The following is a 26,052-nucleotide window of genomic DNA, read 5'->3' as shown; positions in this document are numbered from 1 at the left end:
ATGAAAAATGGTATTCTAAACGAATTAATATCTACTATGAGGGAGCGAATTCCTCAGGATATGAATCTGGCCAATACTTTGGCTGACATTTTGTGCATGGGAAAGGAAGCTGTTTATCGCAGACTGAGGGGTGAGGTATCTTTTACAATAGATGAGGTAGCGCTGCTTTCTCAGAAATTGGGTATCTCGATCGATCAGATTGTCGGCAGTCATATATCTAATAAAGTCACTTTCGACCTGAACTTGCTACATGCTCCCAGTGCGTTAGAGAGTTATTACGAAATAATCAAACGATATCTGAACATATTCGATTTTGTGAAAAACGACAGTACTACCGAAGTATATACTGCTTCCAACCTGCTGCCTTTCACGCTATATTCTTCATACGAATATCTGTCGAAATTCCGTCTTTGCCGATGGATTTATCAGAACGGAGAAATAAAGACGCCGCACTCCCTGGCCGAAATGCATGTGGATGAGCGGATAGTCAATGCGCACAAGAAATTGAGCGAAAACATGAAGCAATGCGGAAAGACATTTTTTATATGGGACACCAATATCTTTTATTCTCTTGTAAAAGAGATCAAGTATTTTGCGAGTCTGAGACTGATAACCGAGGATGATGTGGTGCACTTGAAGGAAGAGCTTCTTCAGCTGCTTGCTGTGATAGAGCATTTATCCATTAAGGGGGAATTTAGCGAGAATAAAAAAGTTTCTTTCTACTTGTCCAATATCAGTTTTGAAGCTACTTACAGTTATATTGAGAAGCAGAATTACCAGGTCAGTTTGCTGCGGGTATATTCTATTAATTCAATGGATTCGCAAAGTCCCCATATCTGTCAGATGCAACGCAACTGGATTCAGTCATTGAAACGGCACTCTATCCTGATTTCGGAAAGTGGAGAAGCACAGCGCATCGCTTTCTTGCAGAAGCAACAGGAGATTATTGATACTCTATAAAAAAGGAAAACATACTAAACTTTGTAGATCTTAGGATATAAAAGAAGGGAGGTGTAAAAGACAAGCTGTATCAGAATGAAGACAAACAACATTCTGATACAGCTATTTTTAGCTTTTATTCTATTGTGCGCACACAACGGTACCAAGCCCAAGTTGTGGATTCTCCCTGAAGCCATGCGCCGAATTCACCATTATTATGTCCGACCAGCCAATAGTTGCTATCGTCTGAAGTCAATGTCCAATGCACAGTGCTAATCTTCTCGAATCCGCTCCCTGTCCAAGTAGTTGAACTACCGAAACCTTGGTTTTCGATGTTGGTAACTGCCCCTCCCATACTAAGTACCAAAAACATCTCACGCTGGGTAGGCAGACGCCAGCCATTCCCTTTGCTTTCGCATGCCGCTTTTGCTTCCCCCCAAGTTTTACCAGTACTACTGGAATTTTCAATCTGAAACTTAGGAGCAACCTTATTCATTGCGTTACTTGTATCCGGTGTTTCACCTGAAGCAAATAATACCGAAGGATCCGTTCCTCCACTGGCATCGCGAGAGACAATAGTGACCCCCGAGGATTCTACCGTCAGATAAGGGTACTTCTTTCCGTTATTTGCATTATTCCTTACGCAACGGAAATAATTCTTATCGCTAACAGATTTGGAAGCCAGATAACCTACCGACATTTCCATCTCAAAACGTGTAGCAGAACCTTTAGCCGCATAGTATGATGAAGACCAGTAGTTACCGCTCCAGTTTTGATACCATCCATATATATTCTGACTGTCATGATTATTATAATCCTCCGCATTGCCACCCAAAGCTTTTTCATAGACAAATGACATCAATAGTTCACTTGCAGTAGGCAGACGCCAGCCATCGCCTATATTCCTACAGATATTCTCCGCATCGGCTACATTCTCCAACCGTCCCACACTTTGCTTGTATTCGCCTTGGTCGACATAATATATCCTATTATCAAACCGAAGCGGATAAAGATAGAAAAGAGGTTCCCCGACAGTTGTGTAAGATTTGGTTTCGGACACCATCTGAAGGTCAATCGTACGATAAAATGGGAATTCGGCATCCTCCACGGTATGCATTACATTTCTGAACGTGATTCTTATCGTTCCGCTTTTTCCCTCTTTCCACTTGCCGGGGTGAAGTTTTAGTCTGAAATCGTATCCGTGCCCAACCACATCATTTCCCTTGCCGTCATCATAACCTATGACAGACTCAAGATACATCTTGTCGTCCGCATTCTTTCTGCCTATAATTACATCATTATCCGAATCTGTCCGAATCAGCCCGGTGCCATCATCGTTCGTTATATTCAATTCCTCAACATTCATAATTTCCCAATTGTTATTGACAAACAATTGCAAGTATTGTTCCGCACCCAGATTGACTTTATAAGTACGACTATTGACTGTAGTGGGAATATATCGGAATGAAAACTCCAGCTCCCCTTGGTTGATGGGGAATTGTACTTGAGTGAGGTATCCCTCCTGATCGTATAAGTTGAACAACAGGAAGTCCCAACGCCACCACCAGCCTGTACCATCTTCAACAGTACCATCGCCCACTCTTCGCGGATTAGGCTGTATGGTAAACGCCTGCACCCTTTCACTGAACGGTATCGCATTCGTCCTATCTAATTGTGGAATCAAACCGCCGGCATTATATTGGATGATATTGAGACCGTCAGTGCCATAAAGCTTACCTTCTATCTTATCTACGGAAAACATGACATACACCGTCTGCGGCTCGAGAGGGAGTTCGTCTCCATCAGGATTTCTAATCGGGAAAAAAAGACCTCTCTCCAACACATTTCCGTATGCATCGACAAATTTGATAATTCCCGGATCTATCGTGTACTGTGTCACTTCAATATTGTGAGTCAAGCGCCCTGCCGTCAACGTAACAGTAGCCTTACGTTCAACACCTATATTTCCATTATTAAAATAAGGAATCTTCAGTTTGAGTTGGGTATCCTCGTTCGCAACGCCTGATACCTCATCGGATCCACCTTCAAACTTGAGCCAGTCGCTCCCTGCAGTAACGGTAGCCTTCCATCCTCCGGGATTGTCTGTAAAAACGTCTATGGCATAACTATTATTTTGGTATTGAGTAACAGCGACCTCCGATTCACCCACTCCGAGCATATATTGACCATTGTAAACTACATCTTTGACCTTATCACGGTCATAGTGTATCAGCCGGAATTTCAGGTTGGACATGACTGTATAAGATGCCAATGCCTCACTAAAACTTGCATAGCCGCTTCCCAACGCCTTAGTAATGGTAATGATGTATTTATGGTTTCGCTTCAAAGGCAAATATTCCACCTGTTCTCCTATATTTCCGGTTTTGGTAAAATCCACCCGGTAAAATGTCGATTCACCAGTACCGATCTTTCCTTTCACAATCAGGCAAGTAGCATTCTTACGGCTCGCTTCTCCGTCTTGTCCCACACCACCGGCATCCTCTGCCGCCAAGGATTCAAATGTATAAATCTCCCCATCGTAGGGTGTGTTGCCATTTACGGAATAAAGGATTGCATCCCCTTCCTCCGTCATTTTACCGCTACCTGCGGGGAGAACCGGATTATCCGGAGCCGGTTCAGTAACCTGTCCGTTCGTGCCCCATGACGGAGCAATGTATCCGGTGGTATTGTAATTGGCCAGGTAAACCTCTTCGACCGTGAAGTTCGAAGTGACACTGTTATTATGAATATCGATACGCGCCAGCATACGTTTCATATTTATGCCAGTTATCGGATTCATCGAAGGAGCGATTTTGGTTATTACCTTCTCCCCATACATCGGAATCCTCATATACCCACCAGTCGTCGAGCCGTCTGCCAACCATTTACTAGTCTGGGTGTGGAGCATCGCTTCCATTGCCTGAACCTTGGTGGTCACTCCCTTCGTGAAGCCCGACACAATATCATCAAGTTCCTTATTCGCCACGATCATGATGCAGGTAGATGCGGTAGTGGGAGCAAGCACAGCAGAGAAGTTCACAGTGGAATTGTCAGCCAAATCCTGCGTGACTCCTGTAGCACTGGCCCATTCCAGAAATACCGCCGGTGTTTTTGACGCATCAAAAACAAGAATATCCACCGTTTCTATTTCGTCTTCTTTCTTTGCTGTTCCCGTTCCGGTCATCGTACGCGAAGATACGGACGGAAGATTTACATCGGGAACCGTTAATGTAAACCGGATACCGTTTCCTGCCGGAGAAGGTGTCGGCACCAATTCTTCCTGTACGCATCCGGTAAGCCATACCGTCACCAACAGAACAGACAAAAGATAGCACTTTCTTATTATTGAAATCCTATATTGCATATTTCTATTTCCTTTCCTTAAACTTTGATATTGCATATTCGCCATTATGGTGCGGTCAATGTCACCGTTATTGGCAGATTATCCCCATTCGTATTGGTTAGTGTGAGTGTAGCCGTATCACCTGACACGGCATCGGCTCTGAAGTAGAAATAAACCGCATCACCGCTCACGCCACTTGTTTCGACCATTGTCTCACAGTTAAGCAGAATTCTATCCGGATCCTGTATCTGGGTTATCTTCCACTCCCACGTTCCCGGATTGCCCGAAGTAAAGACAATCTTGCGACGTCGCATATTCCCTGTTCCATTATCGTTGCTGTCCAATTCTACGTTCGAGGTCAACCACTCGCCGTTTTCCCCCCACTGACTCAATAATACATGATGTCGCAGATTACCGGCATTGATATAAAAGCCTGTTTCCCGCTTAGTTCCATTTCCTGAATTAAATTCAGGCATCACAACCTGGATATTATACGTATATACACCTCCCGAAAGGGATGTCTGGGTCATATTAACCGTTGGCCACGTATCCATAGTACTTTTGTTTAATGACGCACCCGGCAGATAACCCGTATCCGGATTGGCATCATAATTCGTTTTCGCTTCTATATTGACAGTGACACCATCACCAGCCGTCTGTACCTTGGTCTGCGATAATTTGAGATAATACTGTTTGTCGAAAATCACATTCACCGGGCTTTCCGTCCATTCAAGCGGGGTGGCTGAAAGCTGATAGGTTTCGTTGGATATCGTAAGATTGTAGTTGATGTATTCGCCCGACTCCCAAGAGTGCGGGTTCTTGGCGATAATATCACTGAACAGGAATTCCCGGTCGCCAAAATTGGTGGTAACAACGATTTTGGCAGTTGCGGAGAAAGCATCGGTCGGCAGCATGAGGAATGTATCACCCATCAAAGTGGCATCTTCGGTCACCGTTTTGTTACCGGTGGGAGTAGAAGCGACCTTTCCGGTGGCGACATCGCTCCAGACAAACTTCGGTTTACCGTTTTTCGTCGTGGCGGTTGGAATTTCAGCCATGGCAAGTTTACCGCTTTTTCCCACATTCTGGAATTCTATTTTCTCGATAGTCACCTCATCCGGTACAGGAGCTACTTTCTTGAATGTAAAGGTAACCTTGGTCAATGTGTGGTAGAAGTGTACATTCACATCTTCGACCCATACAGGACCCGATATAGCCGCCAGTACATCGACATGATTGGCGGCGGATGCATTCGCCGTATAATTCAGCACCATTTCTCCGGGATCAGTGAAACTCGCAGTAGGCGCATTCGCATCGCTATATGGATACCAAGAGAAAAACTTCATGCTCGCATTCAGCAATCCGGGCCAATATTGCAACGGTGAGATTGTGGCTGTCAGATCGGCGTTAACCGTGGCGCTTGCATTGAAGTATGGTTGGGGAACGGAAGCATTGGGAGTCAATGAGCTGTAAAGACCGAAAGTCTCTTCTTTCAAATCGGTATTCGAAGAGATTACTGCACCACGAGTGTAGACATAACCGCCTTCTCCGATACGTTGCACAACAATTAATTCCTTATCGCAAGTCATCTCTTCTCTTACACACGAAAAGAGGACAGCCGAAAGGACAGCCATTGTCATAATCATCTTGATATTATTTATAGTCTTTATCATCTTACTTCTTTTCCGAAATTAAAAACAATCAGCGAAAGATATTACAAGTCCATATCCAGATCAATGTCTTGCCTTTCACCCCAATCTTCCACGCTTATCGTCAGTATCTGAATACCTATTTTTCCTACGCGTGCCGTTATCTGATACACGTTGTTCCGCCGGATCTCCGTAAAAGGTTGCGCCGTCGAACTGCCTGTACCATCAACCTTCGTTACGGTTTCAATTACTTTCCCGGTTATTCCGGTGACGTCTGAAGGACCTTTCGGGACATTAGCCATACTGATAGACAGTCGATCGGAATAATCCGACTTGAATATGCGTTCGGCAGTGTAGAACGAGCAAAGCAACTTCCGGTTTTCAGCTCCGGAAGCCGATGAATACACCCAGGTTTCTGTAGTCGTAGCCTCCCATTTACACGTTAACAAATCGCTGTCTGATACGTCTTCCTTCACTTTTCCGTAGTTTTTTGAAGAGTCAGTATTATCACGTGTGCCGTTGCCCACGTTTCCCATCACGAAATAGCTATCGTGGGAGAAATTGTGCAAGGTGACACTGGTGCTTCCGGCTGTATATCCGGTCACCGCCCCACCATCTATAGCTTCAAGAAAGATATCTACCCGGGCTACGGCACGTTCGATAACCATTTGCACTTTCTTGGTTTCATCAGGTGCTATGGATATATCCCGAATCACTCCGGTCATTGGCATTCCGGTCGTCGAGATGATCTGCCCGTCACTATTCAGTATGTCGGAAATATCGTAAATCATCTCTTGCAACGTCAAAAGATTGGCTATACCGTCAAGTTTGCTTGTGAGACTCTGCGGTTCGTTGGCAATTACTACGACCAGGATATCATTGCTGGAAGTCACTTTGAGAAGTTGCGCATCTATATCAGTAGCTGTCTCCGGAGTACTCAACAGGATGTGTTCATTCACATCCAGTCTCACGCCACCGGGCGTGCTACCGAATACGATAAACCTCATGGAGTTTATCTCCTCCTGTTGTTCCACATCCCCGTTGTTCACCAAGTCGATGCTAAGTTGTGCCCGGGTAGTATGGGCAGGCAACTCATAAGCCACATCAGCTTCTCTACTACATGAGAACAAAAGGATGGCGGATGCCAGACAAATGATATATAATAGCTTCTTTCTCATTCTTAAACTTCCATCCCGTGGAGCCAATAAATCCAGGTCCCCACGACAATACCAATCTGAAGGAATCCTCCTCCGGGTTTTTCAACAACTGTAAATATCAGGTTCCATTCACTCTGCCTGTCAAGATACTCTTGAAAGGGAAGCTCTGTTCCGTCGTAACGGGCAACCGGTCGGGCAATACTCAATAGTGTCATCAGATTGTAGCTCCAGACTTCATCTTCAGTATTCGCATCCCTTATTATAAACTTATAATCCCATCCGTTCCTGTTGAGCAAACGCATCGTGTTCAGACGTGCGGACATAACTACGTCGGATACTTCACCCGGACCTGTATAGTAAGGCATATAAGTAACAGGACCTTGTCCTGCGGGTTCGTTTTCCCAAGAATAAACCGCATTTTCCGGCGCCTGAATTTCAAATGTATATTGTGTATCATCCACTTTATTTCCCTCATATCCCATTAACGCAAGATTAAACCGATTGGTGTCGCGTATCAGGTTCACCGGATAAATTTTATGGTTGGTATTGAACGACAAGTGATCCACTTCCACAACTTCTCCGAAGTAAAGATGCTGAAATTCGAAATTAACAACATCCGTCTCCCGCTTCAGGGATACAATGACCTGTTGGAGGGTTGTTGTTCCCGGCGCCAGTTCATTACCAGCATTATCCGAGAGCCGGAATCTGTCAGACAGACTTCCGACGGTCAGTACTTTATAATTTCCGAAATCGAGCTCGTCGGTCAACGACATCCGGTTTCCACCAACCAGTGCAGCAACCTCGGCACTTTTGATGAAGAGCAATTTATCATCGCTGTCGAACACAAGTACATCCACCGATTTAACCTGAGGATTAAATGCATCCGCATATTCCATATTATAGTCGAATACAAATTCCAACCAAAGCTCGCACCGTGGCAGGTCTTCACGTATACTGTCACACGAAACCATACACAGCATCGAAGCAACGATAAGGAACAGCGATTTAGTTTTTCCGAACATATCTTTTTCTTTTATGGGGCAACCATATCGGTTTGCCGTTTTATATTGTCAGAGATCTCGATTTAGTGACCTCCGGTTATTTCCTCTTTTTGGGGTGCGCATTGCATTTCATTGTATCTCGGATGCGCCTGTATATTTCAGTGCTGTTTTTGGAAAGCCTGTCACCGGCTTGTTTTTACTTTTTTCGGCGGTCTGTTCCGCACGGAATATCTATTAAAAAAGGTACAGGGCAGGCAGTCCGCACTGCCCTGCTTTCTTTGAAAATAAAGAGTTTATTTAAATTTCGAAATTTGTAGTCCAGTATATCCACGGAGCAACTTTAATCTCAAAGTGGAGATAAGCACCCAACTTATCGATATCTTCTTCTTCATCCGGGTCTTCGGGACCACCACCAGGATACCACGGTGTACCGTTACCATTCACCTTTGTCAGATTAAGCGTGTAATAGTTATTACGTACTACACCATATTTTCCATACTCCATGTGAGAGTCGGCTGCATTGTCATGACGAATCTCATAGTAGTAATAGTTGAGACTCTTTGGATACCAATAGATGCAACCTTCTTCTTTGCACAGTTCACCGCCATTCTTAATATTGTTGGCGTCAATAATAGCCTGCGTAAGAGAAGCAAAATCACCCGGGTCATTGGTGGTAAGCTCAGATTTTATCTGGTTATAGAACAGTTCGCATGCCGAAACCAAGAGTTTCTCCTGAGCGGTCATAGCTTCTGAGTTTGTTTCTTTAGCTTTAGAAGTTGTATAAGCAGCTAGTAACTGGTCAAAATTCTTAAAGTTTACAGAGCTAGTTCCGTTAGGAAGACGATACCAGTCATCTCCTAAAGTAAAATCAGCATCATCCTTCCAAGGTGCATACTTGCCCTTAAGCACCAGACGTGTAGCCGCACCGAACTTCTGATATCCTTCGGCCATCGTATTCTCGATACAATATTTGTAATTCTCACCCGCAGTCGTACTTTTAGCAGCCCATTCTACTAGAGGTTCGCGATCAGTATTAAGTTTATTCTTAACAATGCCTGCAAGATATTCGGTTCCACCCGCAGTCGTAAAGTTCGGGTCGACTGTATAGAAGTTACTTTTATAGAATCCGGTAGTATGAGACGACGCTGTGGTAGTCTTTTTTGCAAAAGGAAACAACAGAGAGTTGTAATAGTCTATTGCCCAATTTCCAAAATCAAACTGTCCAAGGCTTGCGTTTGTTCCATCTTCAAAGGGTCCGACTGCCAATGAACCGTCAATCATAACCTCCAACTTTGCAGCAAGGCGTTCTATCTCAAGAGTAGCCGGATTACTTTTCGCCGCATTCTGAGCTTGCGCGTCTGTTTTATAGTCTTTGGCCAAAATAATCTTGTCCGCTACATCGAGCAGACATTCATCTTCCCATTCTAAATTGGATTCATCGTAGAATCCGACATTAATCATTGCACAACCATTGGAGTGCACAACCTCATCTACCAGATAAGCATTGTTGAGCTTCGCGTTATCTGTAGGAACTGTAATCATTGCATTGATGGTGGCATATGTTGCACCTGCTGCAATAGCATCCAGACGTCCCTTTAATTGAGCACCCGGATTAGCAACAACAAGCAGATACTTAGTATCCGTACCCACCTTAATCGGAGTATTCGGAGTCGTAATTCCACTATTTGTCCCGAAAGAACCTGTTCCCAATACCGTAGCATACTTAGTTGCATCTGCATCCTTAGTCACCACCTTACCCGCATTGAACGTAATCACATAAAGCTCTTTAACCGCACTTTCCGCCGGCAAAGCCTCCTGTTCGCCAGAAGCACGTGAACCTGGTACTTTTGGATTAGTCACACTGATTGATATGTAGGCTACATCATAACCTACCCCCCCATCAACCCCGGGGTTTTCATCATTCTCATTTGAACAACTTGCCAATGCCACAATGGCCAACAGCGATACTAAAATTGATTTAATCTTTAGCATAATACAAAAAAATTAGAATTAATATATATAATTTCCCACTTAATCAGTAAGCCTTACTTACCATCCTTTCTCATTTCAGCAGCATTAGCCTTCTTCCTGGCTAATTCTTCCAGATTGCTCCTAGCCGCATCCAGACCTGACTGCTCTGCAATCTTCAAATACTTCTTCGACAATTCATAATCTCCTTTCATTAACATTAATATTCCCATAGCATTATTATATTCCGGTACATCTTTTTTCGAGTGTACCATGCCCAGATAGCGCTCTGCTGAAGTCAAATCCTTACGTGATAAGGCAGCAGTGGCAGCATTTATATTCGCAACCTCATCCTGAGGATACATTCGTACAGCCGTTTCGAAAATATCAATGAACTCTTGTGAACCTGCTTGGTAGGTATTAGCTACCAGGAACATTTCATTCAAACTCAGATTCTGCGGACGACTCTTTATTATCTCCTTTGCTTCATCTACATTAAAATTCTTAATCTCATAATTCACTTTGCAGATAGCCACACGGAGACTTGGGAAAATATATTTCAGCAAGTATCGGTAAGGTTCTCCCCCACGTAGTTGCATCAACTTAGTTTCTCTTCCTTTTTCAATAGGTATATTCCTGATGATGTCCAGCACCTCGTTCTTATACTCCATCTCGATTGTTTCGAGCGCTTTCTCCAAACCTTCCCAATTTTCACCACCAAAGATGATAGAGTATTGGTTTCTCGAGAAATCATATTTGGATGCCAGATATTCCCGAAGTGCCATAGCACGACCTTCTGACAGGCGCTTATTCGTTGCTAATGTTCCCTCTGGTGAAGCATAACCGATGATATCCAGTCGATTCACCTTTACGCTTGGATCAGACTTCAATTCATCAATCATCTTACGAATCTTAGCCAATTCCTGGGGATTATTCATGTAATCGGGACGTATATCCACCTTATTCACTACGAAATCAAGGAAACATTCCGCCTGTATATCCCGTTGTTTGATTTCTTCAGCCTTCGGTTGTAGATAAGCCATTTGTGGCATCACCACATACGGTACCAGAATACGCTCCAACGTCACCTTATCAAACTCTTCTACCTCCATCAATGCCGTTTCGCCACAGCCGCACTCGTCACGCTGAACATCCAGACGTGCATCTGCCATCCAAGACTCATAACGCAGTACATATCTATAATGAATCGTATCATTTCTCAGTTTATTTCCTTTTTCTACCACATAAGGCTTTTCATAAGACCTCTTCTCTTTGGCGCTCATCACCGCAACTTCACGCTCATAAGCCAGATATTCATCACGTCCTTTGATAGATACCTTCGGAAGATTCTGATTACGTCCGGGAGCTGCCAGGCGGGGAATAAAGTCCACTCCACGAGCCGACTTAACTTTCACATTATTCAAATAAAAGTCTATATCGATATGAAGAAAATTTCCTTTCTGCTCCAGTTGTACCGGCTTCACGGTTATGCTGCCTTCATAAGAGCGTGACTGAGCCACAGCACTACTTATATTCAGGACGCAAGCCACCCATATACATACGATGAAACCTATATTTCTTTTTATCATACTCATTTTATTTAATTACATAAATAAGTGACACACTTGCCTTGGTAGGCCCGAAGTAGTTTTTACTAGTATCCTTTAGTTTCGTACCACAGGTGGCACAAGGATATTTTTCATATACAATGTGTGCATATCCCACTCCGACCGAAGCTTCTATACTCCAACGCTTTTTCAAGATCCATGAATGTCCCACGGAAAAACCGCCGCCGTACAAGTGTCCCTGATAACGCGTGTTCTGCATATTATCACTGATAAAAGACCAGTCGGGCCATCCGCCTACATTGAAATCCGCATAATGTCCGTGCAGTCCGATAAACGTACGGCGGAAACGCTCACAAAACCAATAGCGAACTTCGGGCTGTATCCCCCAATGACGCAATCTCTTTCCGTCAGAAGGTTTCCAAGGATTATAGTTGACCGGAACATCCAGTGTCCACTTACGCGCTAATCCAAATTCCAACCCCAGATTCATGGTAGTAGTAGCATCATACAGCAGATTGCTTTTAAGCGCAACTTTCTGAGCCTTACTCTCGGAGATGATACATCCAAGCATGAATAATATGAGTATAGTAACTTTCTTCATTTATATCACATTTACTGTTTTACTACTCTTGAGTAATATCTAATTTTATGCGCTGCACTGCGTTCACGCTAACACCGTTAGGCGAAGCAACAGTAGTCAGATGCACAATACCATTTCTTTTTTTCGATGTCGCATTAGGCAACACCTTTATATATATTTTTCCGTCTTCAACGATTACCCGCTCTTCTCCTGTATGCGTATCGGGCATTGCTGAGGAATATAATCGAATCCAGTCTTTTGGACTGTCATCGCCTTCTTCCACCTGTCCCGTAAGACAGAAATAGCTTACTTCGTTTCCTGACGGATCTGTATTAGCATCAGGCATAAATTTTAGTGTACTCCCTCCTGTGGGAATGGCACTTCGTTGTCTGATATGAACTTTTTTCTCCAAATTTCCAAGTTTTAATGTTATATACGCATTCTTTTAAGTAACTCATCGGAATAGTCTCTTGGGCACCACTATAAGGTAGAATATTGAGCGGAAGGCTGCTTAAAGGTTGGGTGAACAATCTGGCACAGGCATCCCCGTAAGTTGTCACTCCAGGAGTTAATTTGGACAGAAAGCCGGACTCATTAAAATCACACTCTGTAGAATTATCTCCGTAATAGAATTTATCTGTCGGATTGGCAAGAATCAGCAACTGGTACTTGCTGCCATCGGTCTGCTCTGTCAACAACACATATCTTTTACTTACCATCTCGAAAGCCTGTGCTGCTTCTATAAATGTAGCTCCGGCTCCCTGTCCTTTAAAGACTAGTACCCATGGAGTTCTACCGACCTCATCTTCCGCAGCTCTTGTCGATGGTAGAGAGTAAGAGTTAGCCCGGGTAAAAATTTCGATTTTTACCTTTTCTTTTTCGTTAGATGGCTCTTCCTCATTTTGTTGGGCTGTAACACTTACATCGTGCTCGCAACCGGTCACAATCAGCAGAAGAATCAAATAGAAAAAATTGGTTATATTTCTCTTAATTTCTCTCATTACCTTTCTAAACACCACTCTTGTACTTTTCGTACTTTTCTCCTTATTTCTTTTCTCTTTTTCTCTTTTCTCTCTGGGGACATTATTTTTGTCCAAATCTCATATTGCAAATTTCGGAATATTAAAGGAGATACAGAATTGTATTCATTTCTGATACTGATAATCAGATTCTTTAAAAAGGACTATTAATGCGATTTACGGATGGGAAGGTTGTGAAATACACAACAAGAATGGTGAAATAGAAATATATTTGCGATATTCGCACAAATTATTTTTTTCCAGTTTCGTGCACCGAAACTTCAGATAATGAATATACTAATAGATTTTCGTGTCATTTAGACACAATTTAGGCACAGAAATGACAAGATAAAAGATTAATTTCTACAAGAAATACATCAAAAACTTGTATATTCTGTGCCTAAATGGTTAAATGTCTGAATACTGTATATATATAGCTATCAGTTTATAACACTTTGCGCTCTGTTTCTGTGGGCGCCACTTCATCAGGAATACTGAATTCCCGGTTAGCAAAGAGATCCGCCAGCCCTGAAATCTGTTTCAGGCGCAGCAGTTCATCGCGATCCATACCAATATTTTTCATAATCCACTGGTCGGACATACCTGCTTTGTCGAGTTCCGCAACAATATTGCACATCAATTCGATGTTGTGCATCCCACGGGCGCGATTGTGCCGTATCGTTGAACTCATACGATTGGACAAATCCTTGTCTATCACCACAATCGGAAGCAGTCCGTTTTCACGGTTATAGATGCGCTTCGACGTTTTCAGCACCGTATATCGGTGATAACCATCCACCAGAATATAGCGGTCGGCATCCTTATCATAATAACACACACATGGCATCGTAAAGCCATCTTCCCAGATAGACAGTTCAAGCAATTTCATTTCGGGCGGCGCAACGACATTCGGATTATAGTCGTTTGCAAATACTTTCTCTATAGGTACCGCCTTTACCTCGTAAACAGGGCTTTTATCTACACTCATGACACTATGATTCTATATTGTTCCATAATTTGACTTCTTTTACTCATCTCTTCCTTTGTCGGCGAGAATCCCATATACTTGCAGGCATGATCGTTCTTGATGATACAGATACACATCCGCTTATAGGTAGGTATCTCCCTGAACTCCGGTATATCAATATCATCCTGATATTCCATGCGCACCGGCTTCTTCAGCGTTTTATAATTGCTGTTATCCATCACGATAATCGGCACCTTGGCATCAATCAGTTTTTTGATAGTAGAGTCACTCAGGCAGCCACCTTTCGTCCGCCAGAAGTTTACGCTTACCGACAGTTTGCGGAGATAATTCTTCCGTGCCCGTTCCGGTAGGCTGGACAGCAGGAAGTACATAAACTCACGCCACGTATATCCTTCGGGAAGTTTCACCGATTGCCACCCCATGGCATGAGTACCGCCGTACATTCCGGTAAAATTGACACCATTCACCCGTCCTATCATCTTGCCCCATGTATTGGGGTCGAGCACCCGGTAGAGCTGGAGACTCTCCTGTGCCTCATTGATAAAAGGACTTGCCACACGCTGCCGTTCCAGATTCACTCCGGCGCGATAGTAAAGATCATACAACGTATTATAATCCCATTGGAATTTCCCGTTGGCAGTCCATACGTCCGTCGTCTTCCAGTCGTAGATGGGATAGGCATTATAAATGTCATTTCCTACCTTCGACGTCCACTTGTACTTATGATACATCTGGAATTTGCGGCTCATATAGATACACCGCCACCGGTTGAAACTTTCCTGTGTACGGATTCCGATCAGACAGCAAGTGCGCACTGCGTCATTCTTATTATGTATCCATTGCGCAAAACGCATCTGAAATTCATAATCCCACATCGTTGTGTTATAAAAAGGAAAGTCGTCTTTGGTCATTGCCTTTTTGGGCATGGAGCGCACCCATATATTCTTCTTACTATCTTCCCAGGGACGCCAGAATGATTGGTACATAGACGTACATGTAGCTACGCGAAACGGGATACACACCCGGTATACATCCAGAATATCCTTATTGGCTTCCAGTATCCGGTCTACATAATCAATGGTCATCTTATACTGAATCTCGTAGTCCATATGAAAGACGCCGAGACGTATCTTTAAATTGTTCTTCCGGATATAGTCGATACACATACTCAACAGTACCCCGCTATCCTTACCACCGGAAAAAGATACATAGATATTATCAAACTCGTTAAATATAACTTTCAGTCGCTCTTGTGCCAGTTCATATACATTCTTCGTTCCTGCTATTTTCTTTTTCCCCATAAATCATTTATACATTTTAACATACCGCGTCCACTTCTTATCCATGGATATAAATTCAAACTTCTCAAACGTTTCTTTGTCTTGTATCAGTGTGACCGAATTTAGTAACCAGCTCCCGGAATCAAATTCCGCAATGATAGCCGGCAATAGCTGTGAGAGAATTTCCTCCCGTTCAGTTCCTTCCGACTTTACATAATAATTATTGATTACAGCTTTCTTCCGGCTTTTTTGTTCTACCGGAACGAAGCCCATCACTTCCTTATCTTTTATCGCAATGAACCACACATACTCCTCGCTTGTCTTGAAAGGGTAATTATTGTTGGCGCGTATTACTTCAGGATCCATAACCATCGGTGCCAAAAGCCGATACAAGTGTTTGTCTTTTCCTTTTAATTGTATTATCTGTATCATATCATTCAAAAATGGACATACAAAAATAAGGAAAAAATATCAAATCAGTCATTTCTATTCCTAAAACATTTGTTTTTCATGTTATTATCTTTATATTTAATATTCTAAATGTCCTGCATTCACCATTACTCTTTCACGTTTAAAGTAGGTCAGCACAGTGGCAAAACTGAGATACTCCCGTCCGGGAATATGTGACCGACTCCGGAACTTATAACGGGAGAACAGAATTTCACATACCAGCCTATAGTGAAAAGACAGCCTCAAACGATGCTGTAGATAATCAAACACCCGGCAGAAATATGCAAAAGCCTCCTTCACCTTGTCATTGGGAACAATCCGCGGCGCACGCTCCGTATTCTCCATATGCTCCATCTCACTAAGGGCATATTCCAATTGTTCTATTTCCTCTTCTGTGTTTTGTATTGTACACTTCATCTGTTCTAATTTCTCTTTCTGATGAATATGTTGTTCGCGTTTACGTTGTAAATGTTCCTTCAACACCTCTTTTTCTTCCAATATTCCAAATTTTAGTTATACATAAATACTTCGGTATTCCTGTCAGGCAGTCGATCAAATCGCCATATGAAATCTTTTACCGGATGCAAATATAGAGAAGATTGTTTAAATAATTAGATTTTTAATTAAAAATATTCAGACTTATAACACTTTTAAATTACCAGTATCAAAAAGTCTGTTTTTCCGGCCTGTGAAACAAGCTATATTTTTGCGGAGAATTAAACATCGTGAACCATGAATGGAGGAAATGATATAATGTATTTTAATACATTCTTTTTTTATTATATATATTAATGGACTAAGGGGTGGCCAAAACGCATCATGGCAAATGCCATTTCCCCCTTGTAACAGGACGTTTGAGAAAGGACGAAAGTGGTCGGCGCAGGAGGTTCGAAAAATGTACATGCCAAACAGCCGGAATGCTTTCATATTCTATTTATAAATTTTAAAAAATCATGAGTAAATTAGCAGCAGGAATGCTAAAAAAGGGATATCTCCTCTTCCCTAAAGTATTATTCGAGGAGCAGATGAAAGCGACTAAAGGCGCAACGGGAAGTTTCGATGCCTTTATCCTGGTATTAACACACGTCAATTACAGCACGACAGAGTGTTGTGTCAACCATCACACGTTCAAATGTTGCCGCGGTGAATCGGTAATCTCTATGGATCACTGGGCTAAATTGTTCGGTTGGAAACGCAGCCGCACCCGGTATTTCTTTAACAAGATGTACGAAGAAGGTATTATCGAGAGAGTGGTCAATCCATACATTACTCACATACGTATCCCCGACTACGATATGTTGGTAGGGCAGAAACGCCGTGAGGACGCCCGCGAAGGAGCGGGCGGGATTACTTTCGAGGTATTTTGGGAAAAATATCATGAAGTAACCCAAAAGCCAAAAATCAATATCGGGCGGGCACGTCGGGAGTGGAAGAAGCTGTCCGCCCACGAACGAAGTCTCAGCCTGAAGAATATTGAGGAGTATTATGATAACCTGCCGGATACGAAATACTGCATGCAAGCAAGTACGTACCTGTCTGACAAAGCGTTTATGAACGAATATGATTATTAGAAAAAGAAATGAATGAAATAATCAACCCGCAGGATGCTGAGCTCGAGGAAATCGTGCTCGGCGCCTGCCTGCTGGAAAGCAAAGCCATCACACTGGTTGCCGACATATTGCGACCGGAAGCGTTTTACACTGAAACGAACAACGAGATTTATTCCGCCTTGCAAAGCATGTACCGTGCCGGACAGGCAATAGACATCATGACCGTAAAAGAGGAACTTGCCCGGCGTGGCAAGCTTGAGTTCATAGGCGGGCTTTATACATTGGTACGCATCAGCAGCCGTGTAGTGTCCAGTGCCCATTTGGAATTTCATGCCCGGATTCTTAAACAGAAGTATATCCGCCGTGAAGCCATTTTGGGATTTCACAAACTCCTGGCACTGGCAGCCGACGAAACAACGGACATCGACGATACATTGGCAGACGCCCATACGCTGCTCGACCGGTTGGAGAAAGAATGTGGAAATTCGGAACATCTTCGTTCCATGTTGCAGCTTATGGAGGATACCGTCAAACTGATAGAAGTCCGCATCGCCTCCAACAAGAACGGTATCACGGGGCTACCCACCGGATTTGCCGATCTTGACCTCATGACGTGTGGCTGGCAACCTGCTGACGAAATAGTCATCGCCGCCCGTCCCGCGGTAGGTAAAACGGCATTCGCCCTGCATCTGGCTCGTGCCGCCGCTTCTGCCGGGTATCATATCGCTGTGTACAGTCTTGAAATGCAGGGTGAGCGTTTGGGTGACCGTTGGTTACTGGCTGCCACCAGCGGGGTGAACCCCGACCACCTTCGCAGCGGACAACTTACTCCTGATGAACAACAGCAGATACATGCTGCATCCATAGAACTGTCCCGCCTGCCCATCCACATCGACGATAATCCGTCAGTAAGCATGGACTACGTCCGTTCTTCCGCGAAACTGCTACGAAGCAAAGGTCAATGTGACGGTATCATCATCGACTACTTGCAACTGTGTGATATGAAAAGTGACCAGAACAACCGCAACCGCGAGCAGGAAGTAGCTCAGGCCAGCCGCAAAGCTAAAATGTTGGCTAAAGAGTTGAATATTCCTGTGATATTGCTCAGCCAGTTGAACCGTAACGTGGAGGGGCATCCTGACAACCGCCCCAGCCTGAGCGACCTGCGTGAGAGTGGAGCTATCGAACAGGATGCGGACTTGGTACTGATGCTTTCACGTCCTGCCCTGTCCGGACGTGCCACAGACCGCAAGAGCACCTACCCCACCGAAGGATTAGGAGTAATAGGTATTGCCAAGCATCGTAACGGTTCAACCGGCGAACTTTATTTCAGACATGACCCGAGCATGACGAAACTGGAAGACTACGTGCCCGGAATAGAATGGATGAAAAAGAATACGACGGCTTGATAGGTTTCTATTGACCGGTCGATTGGTTTCTATTGACTGCTTGATTACTTCTAATCGACCGCTCGATTGGAAGCAGTTGAGCGGTCTTTTTTATACAATCGACCGTATCTTTACAGTAAAGCGACCGCTCTTTTCTATTCAAAGGAGCGGTCGCTTCAACTTAAAAGTACAGTCGTTTCAACTTAAAGATGCGGTCATTTTAATTTAATGGTACAATCATCTTACGGAGGTATGTTCATGCAGAAGAACATAGCCGTCCGGCTCTCCCAAGTAGCGTACAATCAATCGAACTTCCCGTGCGCTGAACATTTTCAGTTTCGGATGAAAATCTCCCTCCATCAGTTCCTCCATCAAAGGCATGCAGTTACGCATCCAGCGGCGAAGTTTTGCTACGGATACAGGGTCACTCAATTGGGGAAAATACATCTTTGCTAACTCTATCTTATCATAGCATCTCACACAAAATCTAACTTCTTCCATTTTATCCGGATTATTCTATTATTAATGGTATAAAGGTAGCCTTTTTTCTGTATTCAGGCAAGTGTATAGTCAAAAATAATAACCATCGTTCAGCATCGTTCAATGACGTTCATTCGCCTATTATGATGTGGTATCTTTGCAGTGTAATCGATTACAGGAATATGGTTTTAAGTATTAAGTTTCAAGTATTAAGTATTCATTTTTAAAAGAAAGAATTATGGCACAGAAGTATGTAGTGGTGGAGCGCAAGAATCCGTTGAAGCCACAGGAACCGGCTAAGTTTTATGCGATGGCTCGTAGTAATCGCAGGGTAGATACGGACGAGATAATCAGTCGAATCTCAGAGCGTTCTTCGTATTCCATCGGTGAGTTGAAAGGCTGTATTACCGAGTTTTTGTTGGAAATGAAGAATCAGTTATCGCTGGGCAATATTGTTCTTTTGGGTGATATGGGAAGCTTCCGTGTAACGATTGCCACCGGCAATGCGACCGAAACGGCAGATAAGTTTAAGGCAGCCACCTGTATCAAGATATCGCGTGTCCGTTTTCGTCCGGGAAGTATGCTCATGGATATGTGTAAGGCGATGAAGTATACCTTGATTAAACCGGGAAAAGAGGAAGGCAGCGATGATGATACTCATACTCCCGACCCGAACCCGGATGATGGAAACGGCGGAGAAACACCGGATCCGGCTGCATAATTGATTGCAACAAGGTATTAAGTCTATTTTTATTTATCATTCATCATTACAATTATTAAAATTTAAAAGTACAAAGTCATGAAAAAATCTATTTGGAAACAAATCTTGCAGATCTTTATCACAGTAGCCACTTCAATCGTGTCCGCCTTGGGCGCAACATCTTGTGTAGCTCATATCTAAACGTACGAATATTGATAGTATCATCATGAAAGAGTTGAAAGAATTTTCATTGAAAGAGGAATATGTGCCACGGAGCATCCAGTACATTGTTGTACATTGCAGTGCCACACGGGTAAATATTCCTTTCACGGAAGAGCAGTTGCTCCAATGCCATTTAAAACGGGGATTCAAATGTATCGGGTATCATTTCTATGTGACGAAAGATGGTGTGTTGCACCATACCCGCCCGATGAGTGAAATCGGAGCGCATGCGCTGGGATTCAATCTGCATAGTTTAGGTATTTGTTATGAAGGTGGATTGGATGAACTGGGAAAGCCGGCTGATACGAGGACATATTTGCAAAAAGAGACGCTTCGGCGGGTATTGAGCGAGTTGAAAGGACTCTATCCCGAGGCTAAGATTGTAGGGCATTATCAATTGAGTGCGGATGTGCATAAATCTTGTCCTTGCTATGATGCACGCTCTGAATATTCGGACTTGTAAGAGGTTTTAGGCGGAATCTAAGAGAAAAGGCGGTCGTGAGTTATGACCGCCTTTACTCTTTATATAGAATACTCAAGAAAAAGGCAGCAAGACACGAGAAACTCATTATATGCTATTTTAGCGGTCAAATAAAAAAATGTGACCAAATATTTTGGCAAAATTTGGTCTAATATTCCTTTTTATTAATTAAAAAGGCAACTGCTTACCAACCGTTTATTGTATTTCAATCTCTTTTCCATATATTTGCGCCCGCATTTATCATTTGGTATTAACCGCCTTATTCAAAAACTAGCTAAATAAAATAGAACCGATGGAGAAAATAAACGCAGTAATTACAGGAGTTGGGGGATATGTGCCCGATTATATCTTGACTAATGATGAGATTTCTAAGATGGTTGATACCACTGACGAATGGATTATGGGACGCATCGGAATCAAGGAAAGGCATATCTTGAAAGGGGAAGGACTCGGAACTTCATACATAGCGCGCAAAGCTGTGAAACAATTGATTCAGCGTACAAAAACTAATCCGGAAGATGTTGACCTGATAATTGTCGCTACTACTACACCTGACTATCGTCTTCCTTCCACTGCGGCTATTCTATGTGAAAGGGTAGGATTAAAAAATGCTTTCGCATTTGATATTCAAGCCGTGTGCAGCGGTTTCTTATATGCATTGGAAACGGGAGCGAATTTCATTCGTTCGGGAAATTACAAGAAGATTATAGTTGTAGGAGCTGAAAAGATGTCGTCCATCATCAATTATACAGACCGTGCGACTTGCCCGATTTTGGGTGACGGTGGAGCGGCCGTTATGTTGGAGCCTACGACTGAAGACTTAGGTATCATGGATGCCGTATTAAGGACAGATGGCAAAGGATTGCCTTTCTTACATATAAAAGCCGGTGGTTCTGTTTGCCCCTCTTCTTATTATACATTGGATAATCAAATGCACTATATCTATCAGGAAGGACGTACCGTATATAAGTATGCGGTAGCCAATATGGCTAGTGCCTGTGAAGCTGTTATCGAAAGAAATCATTTAAGCAAGGAGGATATCGACTGGGTGATTCCTCATCAAGCCAACCAACGTATTATCACTGCCGTAACCCAACGCCTGGAAATTCCATCAGAAAAAGTGATGGTTAATATTGAACGCTACGGGAACACAAGTGCAGGAACACTTCCGCTTTGCATCTGGGATTTTGAAGATAAACTAAAGAAAGGAGACAATCTGATTCTTACAGCATTCGGAGCCGGATTTGCCTGGGGAGCTATTTATCTGAAGTGGGGATATGATGGCAAGAAAGAATAAAAAAACAAGTACATTCAGCATAAAAATAAAATCCTCTGACTCATTAAGAATCAGAGGATTTTATTTTTTTATTTCCTTTAAGAAGCGGTGCGTACGAGACTCGAACTCGTGACCCCCTGCGTGACAGGCAGGTATTCTAACCAACTGAACTAACGCACCAAAATTTCTTTTTAAATCGCATCTCTCTCTCGATTGCGGATGCAAAGGTAGATATTTTTTTGAAACCTGCAATAGCTTTCATATCTTTTTTCTGAAAAAGTGGGTTTATTAAGAATTATCGTGTACATTTGCAGCTATTACATAAAATAGAAAATAGAATGAAAAATACACCAATTGAGCGACATCTGATTGATGAAACCATCAATGAGTTTCAAATTGTCGATTTTTCTAAGGCGACTATTCGGGAAGTGAAAGCTATTGCTTCAAAAGCGGAAGCAGCATCGGGAATTGAATTTATCAAGATGGAAATGGGCGTTCCGGGACTTCCTCCATCCGCCGTAGGCGTTAAAGCAGAGATTGAGGCATTACAGAAGGGTATCGCCAGCTTATATCCTGACATTAACGGGTTGCCGGAGCTAAAAAAGGAGGCTTCCAACTTTATCAAGGCATTTATTAATGTAGACTTGAGCCCGGAAGGATGTGTACCCGTGACAGGTTCTATGCAAGGAACATTCGCTTCTTTCCTTACTTGCAGTCAATGTGATGAGAAGAAAGATACGATTCTGTTTATTGACCCGGGCTTTCCGGTGCAGAAACAGCAGTTGGTAGTGATGGGACAGAAATATGAGACGTTTGATGTATATGACTATCGCGGTGAGAAGCTAAGGGAAAAAATGGAAAGCTATCTGAAGAAAGGAAATATATCGGCGATTATCTATTCAAATCCGAATAATCCCAGTTGGATTTGCCTGAAAGATGAAGAATTGAGAATCATTGGGGAATTGGCTACACAATATGATGTAATCGTTTTGGAAGATTTGGCCTATTTTGCTATGGATTTCCGTCAGAATTTGAGTAAGCCGTATCAGGCACCGTTCCAGCCATCGGTTGCGCACTATACAGATAATTATGTATTACTGATTTCTGGTTCCAAAGCATTCAGTTATGCCGGACAACGTATTGGCGTGAGCTGTATTTCAGATAAGCTCTATCATCGTAGCTATCCGGGACTGACCAAGCGTTATGGTGGCGGTACATTCGGTACTGTCTTTATCCACCGGGTACTTTATGCGCTTTCTTCAGGAACAAGTCATTCTGCACAGTTCGCCATGGCTGCGATGTTGAAAGCTGCCAATGAGGGACAATACAACTTCCTCGACGAAGTGAAGATATATGGTGAAAGAGCGAAGAAATTAAAAGATATTTTCCTTCGTCATGGATTCCATTTGGTATATGACAACGATTTGGGCGACCCGATTGCAGATGGATTTTATTTTACTATCGGATATCCGGGGATGACTAGCGGTGAATTGGCTAAGGAATTAATGTATTATGGTGTAAGCGCCATCTCGTTAGTTACCACGGGAAGCCATCAGGAAGGTCTGCGGGCATGCACCTCTTTTATTAAAGACCATCAATACGCGCAGCTTGACGAAAGAATGAAACTATTTGCAGAAAATCATCCGGTAGGCTAATCGTTTGACAGAAGATATTCATAAAAGCTACACTTAAAATGAAAAAAAACGGAAAGAATGATTGTTCTTCCGTTTTTTTTATTACTTTAGTGGCATGAATATAGACCTTGATATATTTAAGATTCAATCGAATAATGTGCTTCCGTCAAGAGGAAAGATTTTAATATCCGAACCTTTTTTACGCGACGCAACATTTGGCAGGTCTGTGATATTGCTGGTCGACCATACCGAGGAAGGTAGTATGGGGCTGGTTATCAACAAGCAATTGCCGCTTCTACTCAATGATATTATCATGGAATTCAAGTATCTCGATGAGATTCCTTTATATAAAGGAGGTCCTGTTGCCACTGATACTTTATTTTATCTCCATACATTAGCAGAAATTCCCGGTTCTATTTCTATCAGCAAAGGTCTTTATCTGAATGGAGACTTTGACGAAATAAAGAAATATATATTACAAGGGAATAAGATAAGTGAATGTATCCGTTTTTTCCTGGGATATTCCGGTTGGGAAAACGAACAGTTACACAATGAGATTAAAGAGAACACATGGCTGGTTTCTGAAGAGGAGAAGTCTTATCTGATGAAAGATAACACAAAAGACATGTGGCGGAGAGCCTTGGAGAAACTAGGCAGCAAGTATGAAACGTGGTCACGCTTCCCACAAGTGCCTACTCTCAATTAATTTCTTATTTCTTTGGATTCAGACACTGAAGGAGCGCTGCATCTTTGTAGCAGCCTTCCACTTGCAACCAATTCTTTAATAATCCGCATTGAATGAAGCCACAAGATGTAAATAGTTTCATACAGACTTCATTGTCTACCGCTACGTGTGCATAGAGCTGATTTAAAGACAGGAAATCAAAAGCATATTCGCAAAGTAATTTCAATGCATCGGTGGCATATCCTTGTTGGCGGTAGTCTTTATGAATGGCAATTCCCACTTCTCCACGTGAATGGAGAGGAACAAAATCCGTAATGTCAATCGTACCAAGTATGCGATGATCGGCTTTGCCGACAATCATCAGACGCAGTTGCTTATCTGCAAATACATCGCATTGCGACCCCTCGATATACTGGCGCAGCACGTAGCGGGAATAAGGAACTGTAAAGTTACTGATATCCCACATCGAAGGATCATTCTCCATCTCGTACATAATATCCATATCTTCCGGCTCTACTGCACGGAGATAGATGCGGTCGTTCATTAAGAAAGATGCTCTCATTGGTCTTTTTCTTTTGCGATGTGAAGTTCATTACGCAGTCTTTTCTCGCTGGGCAGGCAGAAAAGAGAAGCCGTCAGTCCAATCAACATACAGAGGTTGCCTGTGCTGCTCAACGTCAGATAATAACACAGGAGATTTACAACGATAGCAATTTCGAGTATTCCCAGTCGGACGATACTTAACTGCACATAACGCTTCAGTGCAAGCGTTATGGTCATGTTGTCTATCTTCTTTTTCAGTACAAGGCTGAATAGTTTCAGAGAAAGAGGTATGCACAAGGCTGTCAGCAGGATGCCGGCCGTTTCAAAATAATAAGTAGATTGCACATTCCCTTCAAGGATTCCTACAGGAATGAGTTCAAACTCCCCTGCCCCAAGCAGAAATGCCGGGAGCACCCAAAAGAAAACATAACTGATATTCAAATTTCTGACAGCGCGTTTTATCTGTTCTTCCATGTTCGTTCTAAATTCTAACGTTCTTAATTCTAAAGTTGATTTGATTATATAGTTCCGGTGAAAACGGTACGGTTCACAATACTACGCCCCAAAGTTACCTCATCGGCATATTCCAGTTCGTCACCAACAGATATACCCCGGGCGATTACACTCAGTTTGACTCCCAGTTTATCCAGTTTGCGGTAGATATAAAAGTTCGTGGTATCCCCTTCCATTGTAGTGCTCAAGGCAAGGATTACTTCTTTGATGCCCCCTTCGGATACTCGTTGCACGAGACTCTCAATTTGCAGGTCGCTCGGCCCTACCCCATCCATCGGGGAAATGACGCCACCCAAGACATGATACAGTCCCCTGTATTGCTGGGTTGCTTCTACCGCCATCACGTCACGGATATTTTCTACTACACAGACAGTAGATGCGTCTCGTTGCGGATTAGCGCAAATCTGGCAAGTTTCGGTATCGGATATATTATGGCAGACTTTGCAATATTTCACCTCACGTTTCAGAGTGATAATGGAACTTCCGAACGCTTCCACGGTAGCCGTGTCCTGGCGGAGCAGATGCAGGACAAGCCGCATAGCCGTCTTACGCCCGATGCCCGGAAGTTTTGAAAATTCGCCGACTGCCTTTTCAAGCAGTACGGAAGGATATTGTTGGTTCATAGATAATAATTGCTA

At 43.1% G+C, this 26,052-nt stretch carries 26 protein-coding genes and 1 tRNA gene; 9 read left to right on the top strand and 18 right to left on the bottom strand.

Annotation, left to right across the window (positions count from 1 at the left end; genetic code table 11):
• Window positions 1-960 carry a hypothetical protein gene (locus HC965_RS13800; RefSeq protein ID WP_191031994.1) on the top strand — a complete coding sequence of 320 codons (960 nt, stop codon included), beginning with the start codon at window positions 1-3 and terminating at the stop codon, window positions 958-960.
• 115 nt (window positions 961-1,075) lie between these two features.
• Here HC965_RS13800 and HC965_RS13795 read toward each other — a convergent pair whose 3' ends face one another.
• The 13 genes from HC965_RS13795 to HC965_RS13735 form a co-directional block, all read right to left on the bottom strand.
• On the bottom strand, window positions 1,076-4,303 hold the full coding sequence (locus HC965_RS13795; RefSeq protein WP_191031993.1) for a hypothetical protein: 3,228 nt from the start codon (window positions 4,301-4,303) through the stop codon (window positions 1,076-1,078).
• A gap of 44 nt (window positions 4,304-4,347) precedes the next feature.
• Entirely contained in the window at window positions 4,348-5,955 is a 1,608-nt protein-coding gene (locus HC965_RS13790; RefSeq protein ID WP_191031992.1) for a fimbrillin family protein, read from the bottom strand.
• 41 nt (window positions 5,956-5,996) lie between these two features.
• Complete coding sequence (locus HC965_RS13785; protein WP_191031991.1) at window positions 5,997-7,109, bottom strand: hypothetical protein; 1,113 nt, start codon at window positions 7,107-7,109, stop codon at window positions 5,997-5,999.
• 2 nt (window positions 7,110-7,111) lie between these two features.
• Window positions 7,112-8,110, bottom strand: a complete 999-nt coding sequence (locus HC965_RS13780; protein ID WP_191031990.1) for a FimB/Mfa2 family fimbrial subunit — start codon at window positions 8,108-8,110, stop codon at window positions 7,112-7,114.
• 276 nt (window positions 8,111-8,386) lie between these two features.
• Window positions 8,387-10,081, bottom strand: coding sequence for an Mfa1 family fimbria major subunit (locus tag HC965_RS13775; protein ID WP_191031989.1), 1,695 nt, complete (start codon window positions 10,079-10,081; stop codon window positions 8,387-8,389).
• Between the two features lie 53 nt (window positions 10,082-10,134).
• On the bottom strand, window positions 10,135-11,646 hold the full coding sequence (locus tag HC965_RS13770; RefSeq protein ID WP_191031988.1) for a DUF3868 domain-containing protein: 1,512 nt from the start codon (window positions 11,644-11,646) through the stop codon (window positions 10,135-10,137).
• Window positions 11,647-11,653: 7 nt separating this feature from the next.
• Window positions 11,654-12,226 carry a DUF3575 domain-containing protein gene (locus HC965_RS13765; protein ID WP_191031987.1) on the bottom strand — a complete coding sequence of 191 codons (573 nt, stop codon included), beginning with the start codon at window positions 12,224-12,226 and terminating at the stop codon, window positions 11,654-11,656.
• A gap of 22 nt (window positions 12,227-12,248) precedes the next feature.
• On the bottom strand, window positions 12,249-12,551 hold the full coding sequence (locus HC965_RS26860; RefSeq protein ID WP_366936663.1) for a hypothetical protein: 303 nt from the start codon (window positions 12,549-12,551) through the stop codon (window positions 12,249-12,251).
• Window positions 12,544-13,206, bottom strand: coding sequence for a hypothetical protein (locus HC965_RS13755; protein WP_191031985.1), 663 nt, complete (start codon window positions 13,204-13,206; stop codon window positions 12,544-12,546). The genes HC965_RS26860 and HC965_RS13755 overlap by 8 nt, the downstream gene beginning before the upstream one ends.
• A 463-nt stretch (window positions 13,207-13,669) precedes the next feature.
• Window positions 13,670-14,212 carry a ParB/RepB/Spo0J family partition protein gene (locus tag HC965_RS13750; RefSeq protein WP_191031984.1) on the bottom strand — a complete coding sequence of 181 codons (543 nt, stop codon included), beginning with the start codon at window positions 14,210-14,212 and terminating at the stop codon, window positions 13,670-13,672.
• Complete coding sequence (locus tag HC965_RS13745; protein ID WP_191031983.1) at window positions 14,209-15,513, bottom strand: DUF3440 domain-containing protein; 1,305 nt, start codon at window positions 15,511-15,513, stop codon at window positions 14,209-14,211. The genes HC965_RS13750 and HC965_RS13745 overlap by 4 nt, the downstream gene beginning before the upstream one ends.
• Before the next feature lie 3 nt (window positions 15,514-15,516).
• The gene (locus tag HC965_RS13740) at window positions 15,517-15,924 is read right to left on the bottom strand and encodes a hypothetical protein (RefSeq protein WP_191031982.1); all 408 of its coding nucleotides are present in this window, start codon (window positions 15,922-15,924) and stop codon (window positions 15,517-15,519) included.
• Window positions 15,925-16,020: 96 nt separating this feature from the next.
• On the bottom strand, window positions 16,021-16,443 hold the full coding sequence (locus HC965_RS13735; RefSeq protein WP_191032023.1) for a hypothetical protein: 423 nt from the start codon (window positions 16,441-16,443) through the stop codon (window positions 16,021-16,023).
• Between the two features lie 452 nt (window positions 16,444-16,895).
• Between HC965_RS13735 and HC965_RS13730 the strand changes: the two genes are divergently transcribed.
• Together HC965_RS13730 and dnaB are read left to right on the top strand one after the other, a co-directional pair.
• Entirely contained in the window at window positions 16,896-17,513 is a 618-nt protein-coding gene (locus tag HC965_RS13730; RefSeq protein WP_191031981.1) for a hypothetical protein, read from the top strand.
• 8 nt (window positions 17,514-17,521) lie between these two features.
• Window positions 17,522-18,901 (top strand): replicative DNA helicase, encoded by a 1,380-nt coding sequence (gene dnaB, locus HC965_RS13725; RefSeq protein WP_191031980.1) that lies wholly within the window; start codon window positions 17,522-17,524, stop codon window positions 18,899-18,901.
• 216 nt (window positions 18,902-19,117) lie between these two features.
• Here the strand turns inward: dnaB and HC965_RS13720 are convergent, their stop codons facing one another.
• Entirely contained in the window at window positions 19,118-19,381 is a 264-nt protein-coding gene (locus tag HC965_RS13720; RefSeq protein ID WP_191031979.1) for a DUF4248 domain-containing protein, read from the bottom strand.
• Between the two features lie 217 nt (window positions 19,382-19,598).
• On the opposite strand from HC965_RS13720, the gene HC965_RS13715 reads away from it, so the two are divergent.
• From HC965_RS13715 to HC965_RS13700, 4 genes are all read left to right on the top strand, one after another.
• Complete coding sequence (locus HC965_RS13715) at window positions 19,599-20,081, top strand: HU family DNA-binding protein (protein ID WP_191031978.1); 483 nt, start codon at window positions 19,599-19,601, stop codon at window positions 20,079-20,081.
• A gap of 78 nt (window positions 20,082-20,159) precedes the next feature.
• On the top strand, window positions 20,160-20,261 hold the full coding sequence (locus HC965_RS13710; protein WP_191031977.1) for a smalltalk protein: 102 nt from the start codon (window positions 20,160-20,162) through the stop codon (window positions 20,259-20,261).
• 25 nt (window positions 20,262-20,286) lie between these two features.
• Window positions 20,287-20,745, top strand: a complete 459-nt coding sequence (locus HC965_RS13705; RefSeq protein ID WP_191031976.1) for an N-acetylmuramoyl-L-alanine amidase — start codon at window positions 20,287-20,289, stop codon at window positions 20,743-20,745.
• A 310-nt stretch (window positions 20,746-21,055) separates the two neighbouring features.
• Window positions 21,056-22,060, top strand: a complete 1,005-nt coding sequence (locus HC965_RS13700) for a beta-ketoacyl-ACP synthase III (protein WP_191031975.1) — start codon at window positions 21,056-21,058, stop codon at window positions 22,058-22,060.
• 85 nt (window positions 22,061-22,145) lie between these two features.
• Here the strand turns inward: HC965_RS13700 and HC965_RS13695 are convergent.
• Window positions 22,146-22,219: transfer RNA gene (locus HC965_RS13695), tRNA-Asp, on the bottom strand.
• Window positions 22,220-22,377: 158 nt separating this feature from the next.
• On the opposite strand from HC965_RS13695, the gene HC965_RS13690 reads away from it, so the two are divergent.
• Both HC965_RS13690 and HC965_RS13685 read left to right on the top strand, forming a co-directional pair.
• Window positions 22,378-23,694, top strand: a complete 1,317-nt coding sequence (locus tag HC965_RS13690; RefSeq protein ID WP_191031974.1) for a pyridoxal phosphate-dependent aminotransferase — start codon at window positions 22,378-22,380, stop codon at window positions 23,692-23,694.
• A gap of 94 nt (window positions 23,695-23,788) precedes the next feature.
• Window positions 23,789-24,379 carry a YqgE/AlgH family protein gene (locus tag HC965_RS13685; protein ID WP_191031973.1) on the top strand — a complete coding sequence of 197 codons (591 nt, stop codon included), beginning with the start codon at window positions 23,789-23,791 and terminating at the stop codon, window positions 24,377-24,379.
• 4 nt (window positions 24,380-24,383) lie between these two features.
• Here the strand turns inward: HC965_RS13685 and HC965_RS13680 are convergent, their stop codons facing one another.
• From HC965_RS13680 to recR, 3 genes are read right to left on the bottom strand one after another with little or no spacing between them, the layout of a single operon-like run.
• Window positions 24,384-24,920, bottom strand: coding sequence for a GNAT family N-acetyltransferase (locus HC965_RS13680; protein ID WP_191031972.1), 537 nt, complete (start codon window positions 24,918-24,920; stop codon window positions 24,384-24,386).
• Complete coding sequence (locus tag HC965_RS13675) at window positions 24,917-25,375, bottom strand: hypothetical protein (protein ID WP_191031971.1); 459 nt, start codon at window positions 25,373-25,375, stop codon at window positions 24,917-24,919. Before HC965_RS13675 ends, HC965_RS13680 begins: the two co-directional genes overlap by 4 nt.
• A gap of 44 nt (window positions 25,376-25,419) precedes the next feature.
• The gene (gene recR, locus HC965_RS13670) at window positions 25,420-26,037 is read right to left on the bottom strand and encodes a recombination mediator RecR (RefSeq protein WP_022139783.1); all 618 of its coding nucleotides are present in this window, start codon (window positions 26,035-26,037) and stop codon (window positions 25,420-25,422) included.
• Between the last annotated feature and the right edge of the window lie 15 nt (window positions 26,038-26,052).

The organism is Bacteroides sp. GM023, from assembly GCF_014750685.1.
Classification (GTDB): Bacteria; Bacteroidota; Bacteroidia; order Bacteroidales; family Bacteroidaceae; genus Bacteroides.
This window is presented reverse-complemented; position numbering and strand designations above follow the sequence as displayed.

Coding starts and splice junctions, on each gene's coding strand:
- HC965_RS13800 (WP_191031994.1), top strand. CDS start 1: ATGAAAAATGGTATTCTAAACGAATTAATATCTACTATGAGGGAGCGA.
- HC965_RS13795 (WP_191031993.1), bottom strand. CDS start 4,303: ATGCAATATAGGATTTCAATAATAAGAAAGTGCTATCTTTTGTCTGTT.
- HC965_RS13790 (WP_191031992.1), bottom strand. CDS start 5,955: ATGATAAAGACTATAAATAATATCAAGATGATTATGACAATGGCTGTC.
- HC965_RS13785 (WP_191031991.1), bottom strand. CDS start 7,109: ATGAGAAAGAAGCTATTATATATCATTTGTCTGGCATCCGCCATCCTT.
- HC965_RS13780 (WP_191031990.1), bottom strand. CDS start 8,110: ATGTTCGGAAAAACTAAATCGCTGTTCCTTATCGTTGCTTCGATGCTG.
- HC965_RS13775 (WP_191031989.1), bottom strand. CDS start 10,081: ATGCTAAAGATTAAATCAATTTTAGTATCGCTGTTGGCCATTGTGGCA.
- HC965_RS13770 (WP_191031988.1), bottom strand. CDS start 11,646: ATGATAAAAAGAAATATAGGTTTCATCGTATGTATATGGGTGGCTTGC.
- HC965_RS13765 (WP_191031987.1), bottom strand. CDS start 12,226: ATGAAGAAAGTTACTATACTCATATTATTCATGCTTGGATGTATCATC.
- HC965_RS26860 (WP_366936663.1), bottom strand. CDS start 12,551: ATGCCTGATGCTAATACAGATCCGTCAGGAAACGAAGTAAGCTATTTC.
- HC965_RS13755 (WP_191031985.1), bottom strand. CDS start 13,206: ATGAGAGAAATTAAGAGAAATATAACCAATTTTTTCTATTTGATTCTT.
- HC965_RS13750 (WP_191031984.1), bottom strand. CDS start 14,212: ATGAGTGTAGATAAAAGCCCTGTTTACGAGGTAAAGGCGGTACCTATA.
- HC965_RS13745 (WP_191031983.1), bottom strand. CDS start 15,513: ATGGGGAAAAAGAAAATAGCAGGAACGAAGAATGTATATGAACTGGCA.
- HC965_RS13740 (WP_191031982.1), bottom strand. CDS start 15,924: ATGATACAGATAATACAATTAAAAGGAAAAGACAAACACTTGTATCGG.
- HC965_RS13730 (WP_191031981.1), top strand. CDS start 16,896: ATGAGTAAATTAGCAGCAGGAATGCTAAAAAAGGGATATCTCCTCTTC.
- dnaB (WP_191031980.1), top strand. CDS start 17,522: ATGAATGAAATAATCAACCCGCAGGATGCTGAGCTCGAGGAAATCGTG.
- HC965_RS13720 (WP_191031979.1), bottom strand. CDS start 19,381: ATGGAAGAAGTTAGATTTTGTGTGAGATGCTATGATAAGATAGAGTTA.
- HC965_RS13715 (WP_191031978.1), top strand. CDS start 19,599: ATGGCACAGAAGTATGTAGTGGTGGAGCGCAAGAATCCGTTGAAGCCA.
- HC965_RS13710 (WP_191031977.1), top strand. CDS start 20,160: ATGAAAAAATCTATTTGGAAACAAATCTTGCAGATCTTTATCACAGTA.
- HC965_RS13705 (WP_191031976.1), top strand. CDS start 20,287: ATGAAAGAGTTGAAAGAATTTTCATTGAAAGAGGAATATGTGCCACGG.
- HC965_RS13700 (WP_191031975.1), top strand. CDS start 21,056: ATGGAGAAAATAAACGCAGTAATTACAGGAGTTGGGGGATATGTGCCC.
- HC965_RS13690 (WP_191031974.1), top strand. CDS start 22,378: ATGAAAAATACACCAATTGAGCGACATCTGATTGATGAAACCATCAAT.
- HC965_RS13685 (WP_191031973.1), top strand. CDS start 23,789: ATGAATATAGACCTTGATATATTTAAGATTCAATCGAATAATGTGCTT.
- HC965_RS13680 (WP_191031972.1), bottom strand. CDS start 24,920: ATGAGAGCATCTTTCTTAATGAACGACCGCATCTATCTCCGTGCAGTA.
- HC965_RS13675 (WP_191031971.1), bottom strand. CDS start 25,375: ATGGAAGAACAGATAAAACGCGCTGTCAGAAATTTGAATATCAGTTAT.
- recR (WP_022139783.1), bottom strand. CDS start 26,037: ATGAACCAACAATATCCTTCCGTACTGCTTGAAAAGGCAGTCGGCGAA.